This window comes from Barnesiella propionica (assembly GCF_025567045.1).
GTDB classification, from domain to species: Bacteria; Bacteroidota; Bacteroidia; order Bacteroidales; family Barnesiellaceae; genus Barnesiella_B; species Barnesiella_B propionica.
The window spans coordinates 262,964-276,126 of the sequence record NZ_JAOQJK010000002.1; the positions used below are offsets into that span (position 1 = coordinate 262,964).

Sequence of the window (13,163 nt, forward strand, 5' to 3'; positions counted from 1 at the left end):
ATAATATTATCCTCCTGCGGAATATAATTCCACAGGGGGATATGCAATTTAAATCTTATGGGACTTTATAGTTACAAACGGTTCGGGAATAAGTACATTGTAAGTGTACGGAACCGTATGGAAATAGTCGAAACATTATACACTTTTTGTAAAGAGAAAGAGATAAAAGCCGGTAAAATTTCGGGAATAGGGGCCGTAAGTGAAGCAACCCTTCGTTTTTTTAATCCGGAAACCAAAAAATATGAAGACCATACTTTCCGTGAACAGATGGAAATAGCCAGTGTGACAGGTAATATTTCTCAATTAGACGGGAGTATCTACGTTCATATTCATGTAACACTCGGTCGTTCCGACTTTACAGCATTGGCCGGACATCTTCATTCGGCACGTTTGAATGGAGCAGGAGAATTTGTTATAGAAAAATATGACGGAGTATTGGATCGTTATTATGATAATAATATCGGACTTAATATGTATGATCTATGATGAGTCGTATTATACGAGGTTAGATTGGCAGAAATAAAAAAAGTATCCATACTTGGATACTTTTTTTATTATAAGAGTAATGTCTGTTATTTGTTTACACGGAATTTATCTATCCCTTCCTTCAGGAATCCGACTGATTGTTTTGCAGCAGCTATACCGGCATTGATATTCGCTTCTGCTGTTTGAGCTCCCATTTTTTTAGGAGTGAAGAAATATCGTCCGGGGAATTTCTCTGCAAATTCAGCAGCGTTCGATGGAGCTATATCTGCGACGTATTTAAAGTCGGACCTGTCTTCCATGATCTTTACTAGCTCATCTTCGTCAATGACTTCTTTTCTAGCCGTATTGATAAGTACGGCTCCTTTCGGCATTTTCTTTAAAAGATCGTAGTTAATGGATTTTTTTGTTTCGCTGGTTGCCGGAATGTGCAGGGAAATATATTGACAGGAGGAGTATAGTTTATCCACATTTTCTGTAACAGGAATAACACCGGCTTCTTCCATTACCGATACAGGACAGTAAGGATCATAAGCATAAACATCCATACCGAACCCCTTGGCTATGCGGGCGACATTGCGTCCTACTTGTCCGAATGCATGAATACCCAGTTTTTTACCTTTAAGTTCCGTACCGGAGGTTCCATTATAAAGGTTCCGTGCCATCATCACGGCCATACCGAATACAAGTTCCGCTACGGCATTGGAATTTTGTCCCGGCGTATTCATAACACATACTCCTTTTGCAGTAGCAGCTTCCAGATCTACATTGTCATAACCGGCACCGGCACGCACGACAATTTTGAGATTTTTAGCTTCTTCCAGTATTTCTTTGTCTATAATATCGCTGCGGATAATGATACCTTCTACATCTTTTACTGCATCCAGCAATTGTTTTTTATCCGTGTATTTTTCGAGAAGTACCATTTCTATACCGGCATTGTCCAATTCTTTCTTTATACCTTCCACAGCAATGGCGGCAAAAGGTTTCTCGGTTGCTACTAATACTTTCATAATATTGTGTTTAGAGATTAGTGCTTTTTCTCGAATTCTTTCATAGCAGCTACTAAAGCTTCTACGCTAGATTTTGGCATTGCGTTATAAATAGATGCGCGGAAACCTCCCACAGAGCGGTGTCCTTTTATACCTACCATGCCTTGACTGGCTGCGAATTCGTTGAACTGCGGTTCCAGTTCTTTATACTCTTCTTTCATCACGAAACAAACATTCATGATAGAACGGTCTTCCGGTCTGGCAGTACCAACGAACATTTTACTGTTGTCAATAGCGTCATAAAGGATAGCAGCTTTTTCAATATCCATCTTTTCCAGTACTTTGATACCGCCTAATTCCTTATAAAACTTGAGTGTTTGTAATGCAGAGTATATGGGTAGGCATGGGGGAGTATTGAACATCGAACCTTTTTTGACATGAGTGCGGTAGTCCAGCATTGTCGGAATAACACGGTCTACATGACCTAATGCATCTTCTCTTACGATAACAATCGTAACACCCGCAGGCGCGAGGTTTTTTTGAGCTCCGGCATATATGACATCATATTTGGATATATCGACGGGACGGGAGAAAATGTCAGAGGACATATCGGCTACCAGACGTATTTTTGTGTCCGGGTCGTAACGCATTTCAGTTCCGTATATGGTATTGTTCGAAGTGAAATGGAAATAATCGGCATCTTCGGGGATGGTATATCCTTTAGGTATATAAGAAAAGTTTGCCTCTTTGGAAGAAGCAACGACATCGACTTCACCGAATAGTTTTGCTTCTTTGATAGCATTGACGGCCCATGTGCCGGTTTCGAGATATGCAGCTTTTTTATTTAACAGATTGAACGGAACCATACAGAATTGCATGCTGGCACCTCCGCCCAAAAAGAGTACTTCATATCCCTGAGGAATTTCAAGCAACTCCTTTACCAGTGAGTTGGCCTCTTCGATAACTGCAGTAAATTCTTTACTGCGGTGCGATATCTCCAGAATGGATAGTCCGGTTCCGGCGAAATTCGTTACGGCGTCGGCCGTATTTTTGATAGTGTATTCACTCAGAATCGAGGGACCTGCATAAAAATTGTGCTTCTTCATATCTTTATTCTTTATATCGATTAGAAATTTGTTTTTTGTGGTTTGTCGATAATACTCTGCGAAAGTAATACAAATTTTTGTATATTTCCATTATAAGTCGTCAAATTGATTGTATATGTACATTTTCTTTTTCAAATGTTATTTAAATCGTTTTTTCCACAGACTTCCCATGAATTCTTTCAATCGGTTTTCGGCCGGAGAGTTTTGTGGTTCCCATATACTTTGTTCCTTTAGCATATCCGGTAGATACTGCTGTTCTACAAAATGGTTGGGATAGTCATGGGAGTATTTGTAATTCTGTCCGTAGTTCAGTTCTTTCATTAGAGAAGTAGGGGCATTGCGCAGATGTAGAGGAACCGGAAGATTTCCGGTCTCTTTAACTATCCCCATTGCTTTATTGATTGCCATATAAGCCGAGTTGCTTTTAGGGCTGCTTGCCAGATAAATGGTAGCTTCTGCCAGAACAATACGTCCTTCCGGCCAACCTATATTTTGAAGGGCGTCGAAACAGGCATTTGCCATTAAAAGGGCATTCGGATTTGCCAGACCGATATCTTCGGCGGCCGATATAACCAGGCGACGGGCGATAAATGCAGGATCTTCTCCTCCCTCTACCATACGGGCCAGCCAGTATATGGCTGCATCGGGATCGCTCCCCCGGATAGATTTTATGAAGGCAGAGATGATATCGTAATGCATTTCTCCGTTTTTATCGTAAGCAGCAGGATTTTGTTGTAACCGTTCTGTTACGATGCTGTCGTTGATGATGATTTTTTCATTCTCTTCTGCCGAGCCTGTGACCAGATCAAGAATATTCAGTAGTTTACGGGCATCTCCTCCCGAATAGCGGAATAAGGCGTCTGTTTCTGTCACTTCTATATCCAGCGTTTTCAGATATTTATCTTCATGGATAGCCCGGCCGAGAAGTTGATGGAGATGATTAACTTCCAGTGATTTCAATACATATACCTGACAACGTGACAATAGGGGACGGATAACTTCGAAAGACGGGTTTTCCGTAGTAGCTCCGATAAGAGTTACAGTCCCGTTTTCCACAGCCCCCAGTAGTGAATCTTGTTGTGATTTATTAAAACGGTGAATTTCGTCTATGAATAGGATGGGGCGGCCTTTACGGAACATGCCTCCTCCCTTACAGCGGTCTATTACTTCCCGTACGTCTTTTACACCCGAATGGATGGCACTAAGAGTAAAAAACGGGACTTCCAACTGGACAGAAATAATGTGTGCCAAAGTAGTTTTTCCGACCCCGGGAGGACCCCATAAAATAAAGGAGGAAATTTGTCCGGCATCTATCATGCGCCGTAATATGGCACCTTGGCCCACCAGATGCTCCTGACCTATGTATTCATCAAGCGTAGACGGCCTTAATCTTTCGGCTAACGGCTGTTGCATATCATCACCTTATTAGATTACAAAGATAATCAAAAAAAGATGATATTATTTTCGTTATTTATTAAATAATATTTTTCTTGAAACCATATATTAAACCTTTATGATGGACAACTGTCTATAAAATAGTTTGCAAACAGAAATATGAATTGAAAATTAAAAAATTGTATTATGAAAAGGAATGTATTTTTATCCGCTTTAGTAGTAATAGCCGTTGCTTTTACTACTGCTTTTGCCCAGAACACAGGTACTTCTAAACAAAAGAGAGACCGTTCTTTTCCCAGTGAAAAATTGATAAAAGAACTGAATCTCTCCGATAAACAGGTAGCAGAAATGAAAGCTGCCGATGAAAGTTTCAGGACGGAGATGAAGTCTATCCGGGAGTCCGATTCAGCTTATATGAAACAATCCCGTGAAAAAAAGATAAATGCCCGTGAAAGAAGACAGGAAGCTACTAAGAACATCATGTCTAAAGACCAGTATATAAAATATCTGGAAATGCAAACGAAGAATTCCCGTAAAATGATGAGAAAGGAAGATGGAAATCGTGACCGTATGAATAAAATGGGGGCGGATATGCGTAAAGAATTTAAACGTCCTGTGATAAAAGCTAATAATTAGGAAGGAACTCTTTGTGCGATGCGCCGTGTTTGATATAACAAAAGATACCCGTCTCAAATTCCCCTCCTCGCGGAGTTAAATTTGAGGCGGATATCCACCTAAACACACACAACACAAAGGTTCTTTTTAATACTCCAGAATATATAGCGCTCTGGGAGCAAATGTCATCGTCGGCATGAAAGTTATCATTTCACCACTGATAATATCCCGGGCTGAGTTTACTCCTTTCAATACTTCATCATATCTGCTCATATCTATAACCTTTTTCTGGTCATTTCCGTTCATTATAACCAGCACATTTTTTCCATTAAATGAACGCCGGTACAGATAAATGCCGTTATTAGGCATAAAATGTATCATCTCTCCTTTTGAAATGCATTCATTGCCTTTGCGCCAACGAAGTATTTTTTGTATAAAATCGAAAGCTTCATTTTGCATGGGGGTACGGTCCTTGGCGAGAAAATCATCAACTTTATCTCCGGGAAATCCTCCGGGAAAATCGAGTCGTATAAGTCCGTCGCTTTCTTTTTTCGTACCATGCATAAGAATCTCGGTTCCGTAATAAATCTGGGGTATTCCGCGAGTCGTAAGAAGAAATGCAATGGCTTGTTTAAAAAATCCCAGATTTTCCGGCATACTCAGCAAGAACCGGTCCGTATCGTGATTATCCAGAAATGTCAGAACGTCCATCGGGTTACTGTACATAAAGTCCATGGCGATGCGGTCATACAGGATATTCAGTCCGCCGTTGGCATCTGTTTGCGATGTGAAAGCATACCTTGCTTTTTCCTGTAAAGGAAAGTCCATCACTGTTTTCAGGTTGGAGTTCCGTTTCGGGTCAAGTATCGTATTTCTTTGCCAATAGGCCGAGCCTGCTTCCGTCCCGTACCAACATTCTCCTACAATATTGAAATTCGGATATTCTTTTAATACTTCTGCGCACCAGTCGGCCATGGAGTCGAAAAATACATAGGGATGCGTATCCATGCGTATACCGTCTATCTTGGCATATTCTATCCACCAGATACTGTTTTGAGTTAAATATTTCATCAGGTGCGGATTGTGCTGATTTAAGTCCGGCATACTTTCTACAAACCATCCGTCAACTACCATTTTTTTGTCATATTTCGATACATAAGGGTCAAAATGAGGAGTGAGCCTGTAACTGGTTTGCCGGTAGCCGTCAGGGAAATTGAACCAGTCGTGTGTTGGACGATCCCTGAACCATATATGCTGGTCCCCGCAATGATTGAAAATCATATCCATGACTACTTTCATTCCCCTTTTATGAGTTTCCTCGATAAGCTCCTTATATTGTTCGTTTGTTCCGAAGCGCGGGTCTACTTTATAATAGTTGGTCGTAGCATATCCGTGGTAAGAACCGCCGGGCATATCGTTTTCCAGTACGGGATTCAGCCAGATAGCGGTAACTCCCAGGTCCTGAATATAACCGAGATGATCATATATCCCTTTCAGGTCTCCTCCGTGGCGGTCGTTCGGGTTATTGCGGTTTACCGGAGCCGGGAATCTCATGGACGGTATGACATTCGTAGCAGGATCCCCATCGGCAAAACGGTCCGGCATAATAAGATACAGTACATCCGAGGCGTCAAAACCGGTATATGCAATGTCGGGTTGAGTTCTGGCTTTGAGCTCGTAACGAATCTTCTTCTTTTCTTTTCCTTTGGTAAAAGTCAGGTCGAACATACCTGGTTTTACATCAGGAGCTAATGTAAGATATATGAACAGATAATTCGGGCTCTCGAGTTTTACCGCTTTTTCCAATTGTACTCCCGGATAATTTACATTAACTTGTGTTCCTGCAATATCCTGTCCGTAGACCATAATCTGTAATTCTTTGTTTTTCATACCGCTCCACCAGAAAGCGGGATGGACTTCCTGCACATTGATTTTAGCCCATAAAGGAACAATAGTAAAAATAATGAGGAGCGATCCGATGATTGTTTTCTTCATTTTGTTTTGTTTTTACTTTAATATAATTTTAATTCTTTCTGCGCAATCTTATATAATCAATTAAAGCGCTGTTTACCTGTCCGTTCATATTTTCATTTATTTTAGGATCGAATTGTATTTCCAGTTGGTTCGTTCCTGAATTCAGGTGAACTGTAACCGGATTGGAAAATCCCCAGTTGGACCACTCATCCTCTCCACGTTGAGGCATAACCAAAGGCCCAGCGAAGGAACCGTTTGCATATAGTGAACGGATGGCACATTTGTTCTCTGTATTAACAGGGCCGCTTCCATTGGCATATCTTACATCGATATAATAATCCCCGCTTTTTTTCAGAGTTATTGGATAAGTCAACCGGGTATGCTTTTCTTTGGTAATCTCGGTAAATCCTTTTCCGGAAAAACCTTTGATATCCGGATTCTTATCTTGTCCGTAATTTTCAGCTTCGATGATGATTTCGTCATTATCAGGGACTAGCGTGACCGGATTCCCGGAAAATCCATACCATTGTCCGGGATTGATCGCTTCGATATACACGCGTGTAAATTCCGTGATATCATCCAGAGGATATTGGCCGGAATTGATGAGACCTTTGAATTCTCCGTCTATGTTTACGGCATATTGGTTTTTTTCGTTATAATTTATGATTTCGGCACTGTTGTTGGCTTTATTATAGCGTAAGTCTGTAGTGGCAGGCATATATTCTACCGGTCGTACGTGCAGTGATTGTTGTGCTGCCGGTTCATCGTACAGTCTTATTTCTATCTGGTGTTTCCCTGTAAGGGTTGCAGGAACGAATGCATTTTTATATAATTTACCGTCCAGAGTGAAACGCTCTATATTATTTCCTGTTCCCTGTACCGTTATGTTTAGTTCTGCATTGCGGTAACGGAATGACTTTAGTTCCTTTTTTCCGGGAAGTGTAGCAGGAATGAACGGCATAAAATGTATACCGTCTGTTTCGAACTGCATACCTAAATATAATCTGTAGACCAGTGATAATTGTCCGGCTATACTCCACAACATTTTGTCGGAATTTACGGCACTTCCCGTAAAGTCTCCAGTGGAGGCCACATAAAGTTCTTTATTAGTCGCAAATAACATGCCGGAGCGGTACATGGCTCCTATTCCATGCAATACACCGGTTTCGTTTTTAGCTTTAGCTGCTGCTAAGGTCCAGAACGATTGTACAAAAGGCCATACCGCGTTGTTGTGATAAGGCTTGATATCCGGAATTTGAGGAAATATACTCGTAGTTCCGAAAGCCGTAACGGGAACGTTCGATATAATCTGGCGTTGTTGTTCGGGATCTGCTATTTCGAAAAGAATACTTAATGATTCTCCCAGATTATCGGCCGAACGGGATAATATGGGATAAATGCCTCCGTAAAGATATTGACCATAATAGCCCCGGTCTTTCATCCAAAGATGCAGGTTGATGGCTGCACCTAATTTTTCCGCGTTTTCCGCATATTTTTTTGTAATTTCTTTCGGGAATTTTAACTCGACCGACATTTTTTCCAGAATACGGTACATTTGATAGTGTACGGCATTGGTTCCCAGACATAATGATTGATAAATGTCGACAGGCTGCATCCACCGGGGATAACTCTGTTCTCTCCAGTCAAGATAAGATTGTTCTCCTCTCATAAGCCCTGTACCGGGATCTTTGAGTATTTTTATATCTTCTTCGGCTGTACGGGAAATAATATCATACGCATAGGCCAGCCATTCCTTGTCTCCGGTATATTTGTATATTTCCCAAGCTGCAATACTCCATACTACCCGGTCGCTGGATACGGGCCATGCTCCTCCGGTTCCGGTGTCCTGGATAATGCGGCCGTCTTTTACTTTAGCTTTCAGGCTCATGATGGATACTTCAGGTTGGAGATATGCGAGGGCCAGATAAATAGAATAACTTATATCCCTAGTCCACACGCCGTCCCATGCAGCTCCGGCCCTGAATGTACCATCAGGTCTTATATTGGTTTTCAGTTCATCTATTGCCATATTATACATGGCATCGGCTACAGGTATGCCGGAATTAAATAGGGGATATTTCTTATCCGGTTCGGCAATATTCCAGCGGCTATATCTGCCGGATTCCTCATCACGGGTATTCATAATAAGGGTAAGTTCGTAAATGCCGTCTCCGTCATTGTCAGTCAGCTCTTTGTCCGAACGACTGTAGAGATTATCAAAATCCCAGGTCAAAGGTTCACTGTCTCCGGCAATATATACCCCTTTAAAATCGGTTTCATATATTGTATCTCCGGTAGATGTTGCATAAAATCCCTGTTTTTTGAATGCATCCAGCATGGGTCTCATATCGACTTTTACAGTCCATATAGTGTTAAGTGGTAGCATTTTTCCTTCGGCCGGTGTCTGATTGCTTTCTGCTGTGTCGCCGAACAAGATTACAGGGCTTTCGTATTTCCCGTCTACAGGTTTTAGTAATACTTTGTGTACCTTGTTTGCCGGCATTTCATTATCGCGGCTGTTTATACTGAAGCGGAACGAGATAACAGGTGAATATATTTTACGGACCGGACTTTGATAATCCGATATAATGTCGGTCGGGGAAAGAGCGAAAGATTTGAAATTTCCTTGCGTCACCCGGTTATCATAAACGGTATAAACGTCATTGCTGAAAATCACGTGGTCTTGTTGTCGTGTATGACAGGCTGTAAACATAAGGATACAACATAGTATAGGAAGATTCGCTTTCATGTTAAAACATAATTTTATATTATTCAAACAAATGCGTTAAGCGTTAGTTCATAAATTGCAAAGCGAGAATGTGGTTTACACTTTATTTTCGTATTTTTGTAAATTAAATAATTATAAAACCTATTTATGTCCTTTCCTAAACTGCTGTTTATTACTCCTCCGTTTACTCAGTTCAATACACCTTATCCGGCGACGGCATATCTGAAAGGATATTTCGGGACATTGAATGTACCATGTTCGCAGGCCGATCTGAGCTTGGAGACCATTCTCAAATTATTTTCATCTGAAGTTTTGTCTGGAATATTTGAGAGGGCTGTTTCTTCAATGACGGTTCTTCCGGCTCATTTGAAACGTATGGTGCGTTTGCGGAAAGAATATGTGGATACTATTGATGTCGCTATCGCTTATTTGCAAGGGAAAGAACAATCTTTGGCTCATATGATTTGTTCCGGTGATTTTTTACCAGAAAGTAGCCGTTCCGGTGATGAGGAAGATTTGGAATGGGCTTTCGGCACAATGGGGATTCACGATAGAGCGCGTCATCTTATTACGCTTTATCTGGAAGATATTGCCGATTTTATTAGAGAGACTGTGGAACCGAATTTCGGTTTTACCAAATACGCCGAGCATTTGGGACGCTCCGCTTCATCGTTCGATGCTATACAGGCCGAGCTGGATAAACCTTCGACCTTGATTGACTCGTTGATGTATGAGTGCCTCGAAGCGGTTCTTGTACGTGAGCGGCCTGATTGGGTGATGATAACGGTTCCGTTTCCCGGAAATCTTTATAGTGCATTGCGATGCGGTAAGTTTATAAAACAATACAATCCGGATATCCAGATTGTGTTGGGAGGCGGTTTTCCATCTACCGAACTGAGAGAGCTTACTGATATCCGTATTTTTAATTATACTGATTATATCGTGTTGGATGACGGGGAGTTACCTTTAAGCCGTTTGATAGAATATGATGGTTCGGACGATAGTGTACTGGTTCGTACCTATTTATGCAGGAATGGAAAAGTTTTATATTTTAATGATTGCGATTTAGAGGATATACCTCAGAGTGAAAAAGGTACGCCCGATTATTCGGGGTTATTTTTGGATAAATACCTGTCCGTAATAGATATGCTTAATCCGATGCATTCATTATGGAGCAATGGCAGATGGAACAAACTTACGTTAGCGCATGGATGTTACTGGGGAAAATGTGCTTTTTGTGACGGCTCGCTGGATTATATAGGGCGGTATCAGCCCGATAAAGCAGCGTGTATAGTGGACCGGATGGAGAAATTGATAGCAGATACCGGAGAGAGAGGATTTCATTTTGTGGATGAGGCTGCTCCTCCTGTCTTATTGAAAGAACTGGCTATTGAAATATTGCGGCGCGGATTAAAAGTGGTATGGTGGGGCAATATCCGTTTCGAAAAGAGTTTTACCGCCGATTTATGCCGTTTGCTTCGGGAGTCCGGATGTATTGCTGTATCAGGTGGACTGGAAGTCGCTTCGGATCGTTTGCTGAAGTTAATTAATAAAGGTGTTTCGTTGGAGCAGGTTAGCCGGGTTACCGCACATTTTACAGAATCGGGTATTATGGTTCATGCTTATCTGATGTATGGATTTCCAACAGAAACGGTTCAGGAAACGATAGATTCACTGGAAGTAGTGCGTCAGTTGTTTATGACAGGTTTGGTTCAGTCCGCTTTCTGGCACAGGTTTGCTCTTACGGCTCATAGTCCCGTAGGAAAACACCCTGAAGAATATAATATACTAATCACAGAATCCCCGTTTTGCGGATTTGCCCGTAATGACTTGTCTTTTATAGATAGGACGGGTACGGAGCATGAACTCTTCGGAGAGGGATTAAGATGTTCATTGTATAATTATATGAGAGGTACGGGATTTGATGTTCCGTTACAAAAGTGGTTTGATATTCCTGTTCCCCGTACCCAAATACCGCCCCGTTTGATAGAACGTTTTTTGGAAGGTGACGTGCAGGATGATTCCAAAAATGAAAACAAAAGACTATTATGGATGTATCCTTATCCCGAGATACGATTGGTAGAACGTAAGAAAAAAGGAAAAGTCTTTCTTTCTTGCGAAATTTTGCTTATCGATAAAAAAGTAGAAGAACGATTCTATTTAGAGAAAGAGTGGGGTAAATGGCTGGAAAAAGAAATACCTCATTGGATGTTATCTGAAGATATACCTCATACATTCGGTGATATGAAGCGTAATTTTGAGTCTTTCTTCCCGAATGAATTTGAACGGTTTTTATCTACGCCATTGTGGAAAACGATCCGGAGGTCGTATCTTGTATTGATTTAATTTTTATAAAGCAAGGGGGCTACATATTGCAGTATGTAACCCCCTTTATAATTGTTATGAAGAATATTGTAATCAGATGATTCCTTGTGCCATCATGGCCCGGGCCACTTTCATGAATCCGGCGATATTGGCACCTTTCATGTAGTTGATATATCCGTCACGTTCGGTACCGTATTTTACACATTGGGTATGAATATCACTCATAATTTGGTGCAGACGGGTATCTACTTCATCGGCACTCCAGGAAATATGCATAGCATTCTGGGTCATTTCAAGTCCCGATGTTGCAACACCGCCGGCATTTACGGCTTTTCCCGGTCCATACATAATGCGGTTCTCTATGAACAAATCGATAGCCTCGGGACGACAGCCCATATTGGATATTTCACCTACGCATATTACGCCGTTATTGATTAGTTTTATAGCGTCGTCTGCATCCAGCTCGTTCTGGGTTGCACAAGGTAATGCAATATCCACTTTTTGTTCCCAGGGGCGTTTTCCCGGGAAAAACCGGGCACCGAATTCTTTAGCGTAGGGTTCAACTATATCGTTGCCTGATGCACGCAATTCAAGCATATAATCTATTTTTTCACCCGAGATGCCATCCGCATCGTATATATATCCGTCCGGTCCTGATATCGTAACGACTTTGGCCCCAAGTTGGGTCGCTTTGGTTGCCGCACCCCAGGCTACATTGCCAAATCCGCTGATAGCGATGCGTTTTCCCGCTATATCTATGCCTTTGGTCGATAACATTTGTTTTACGAAATAAAGACCTCCGAAACCGGTAGCTTCCGGTCGGATCAAAGATCCTCCGAATTCAATACCTTTACCCGTAAAGGTTCCGGTATGTTCCTGTTTCAGTTTTTTATACATGCCGAACATGTAACCTACTTCACGTCCGCCAACACCTATATCACCGGCAGGTACATCGGTATCGGGACCTACATGTCGCCATAGTTCCAGCATGAATGCCTGGCAGAAACGCATGATTTCGGCATCGGACTTTCCTCGTGGGCTGAAATCGGAGCCTCCTTTGCCGCCACCCATAGGAAGAGTAGTAAGTGCGTTTTTGAACGTTTGTTCGAAACCGAGAAATTTTAAGATAGAGAGATTTACCGATGCATGGAAACGGATACCTCCTTTATACGGGCCGATAGCATTGTTGAATTGTACACGGTAACCCAGGTTTACCTGTACTTCGCCGCGGTCGTCGACCCAGGGTACTTTAAAAGTAATGATGCGGTCTGGCTCTACGAGACGTTCTATTAATTTTGCTTTTTCGAATTCGGGATGCTGGTTGTATATTTCATCTATAGAAATCAACACTTCTTTTACAGCTTGAAGATATTCTGCTTCACCAGGGTGTTTAGCCTCCAAAGAGGAGACAATGTGATCGATATTCATAGCTTTAGGTTTTAGATGGTTATAATCTACTATAGGGTTATCACAAAAAATGATAAATCATTTATCGCAAATGTACATATTTATGCGGATAAAAAAATATTTTTTACTAATTTTGAG

Annotated in this window: 9 protein-coding genes; 3 read left to right on the plus strand and 6 right to left on the minus strand. The window is 41.5% G+C overall.

From position 1 onward, the window contains the following. Positions 1–57 precede the first annotated feature (57 nt). Positions 58–486 carry a PPC domain-containing DNA-binding protein gene (locus tag OCV73_RS03570; RefSeq protein WP_147549106.1) on the plus strand — a complete coding sequence of 143 codons (429 nt, stop codon included), beginning with the start codon at positions 58–60 and terminating at the stop codon, positions 484–486. Positions 487–572: 86 nt separating this feature from the next. Here OCV73_RS03570 and OCV73_RS03575 read toward each other — a convergent pair whose 3' ends face one another. The 3 genes from OCV73_RS03575 to OCV73_RS03585 all read right to left on the minus strand — a co-directional run bounded on the left by OCV73_RS03575 (position 573) and on the right by OCV73_RS03585 (position 3,994). Beyond that, positions 573–1,496 (minus strand): NAD(P)-dependent oxidoreductase, encoded by a 924-nt coding sequence (locus tag OCV73_RS03575; RefSeq protein WP_147549108.1) that lies wholly within the window; start codon positions 1,494–1,496, stop codon positions 573–575. 17 nt (positions 1,497–1,513) lie between these two features. Then, positions 1,514–2,581: a 3-phosphoserine/phosphohydroxythreonine transaminase gene (serC, locus tag OCV73_RS03580; protein ID WP_147549110.1), complete on the minus strand. Its 1,068-nt coding sequence runs from the start codon at positions 2,579–2,581 to the stop codon at positions 1,514–1,516. A 138-nt stretch (positions 2,582–2,719) separates the two neighbouring features. Next, positions 2,720–3,994 (minus strand): replication-associated recombination protein A, encoded by a 1,275-nt coding sequence (locus OCV73_RS03585; protein ID WP_147549112.1) that lies wholly within the window; start codon positions 3,992–3,994, stop codon positions 2,720–2,722. Positions 3,995–4,162: 168 nt separating this feature from the next. Here OCV73_RS03585 and OCV73_RS03590 point away from each other — a divergent pair, with 168 nt between their 5' ends. After that, complete coding sequence (locus OCV73_RS03590; RefSeq protein WP_147549114.1) at positions 4,163–4,612, plus strand: hypothetical protein; 450 nt, start codon at positions 4,163–4,165, stop codon at positions 4,610–4,612. 126 nt (positions 4,613–4,738) lie between these two features. On the opposite strand, the gene OCV73_RS03595 is transcribed toward OCV73_RS03590, so the two are convergent. Next, a complete protein-coding gene (locus tag OCV73_RS03595; protein ID WP_147549116.1) occupies positions 4,739–6,586 on the minus strand; it encodes a glycoside hydrolase family 13 protein in 1,848 nt (615 codons plus the stop codon). A 28-nt stretch (positions 6,587–6,614) separates the two neighbouring features. Further along, on the minus strand, positions 6,615–9,314 hold the full coding sequence (locus OCV73_RS03600; protein ID WP_147549118.1) for an alpha-L-rhamnosidase-related protein: 2,700 nt from the start codon (positions 9,312–9,314) through the stop codon (positions 6,615–6,617). A gap of 126 nt (positions 9,315–9,440) precedes the next feature. Here OCV73_RS03600 and OCV73_RS03605 point away from each other — a divergent pair, with 126 nt between their 5' ends. Continuing rightward, the gene (locus tag OCV73_RS03605; RefSeq protein WP_147549120.1) at positions 9,441–11,639 is read left to right on the plus strand and encodes a B12-binding domain-containing radical SAM protein; all 2,199 of its coding nucleotides are present in this window, start codon (positions 9,441–9,443) and stop codon (positions 11,637–11,639) included. A gap of 72 nt (positions 11,640–11,711) precedes the next feature. Here the strand turns inward: OCV73_RS03605 and gdhA are convergent, their stop codons facing one another. Beyond that, the gene (gene gdhA, locus OCV73_RS03610) at positions 11,712–13,046 is read right to left on the minus strand and encodes an NADP-specific glutamate dehydrogenase (RefSeq protein WP_147549122.1); all 1,335 of its coding nucleotides are present in this window, start codon (positions 13,044–13,046) and stop codon (positions 11,712–11,714) included. Positions 13,047–13,163: the final 117 nt, after the last annotated feature.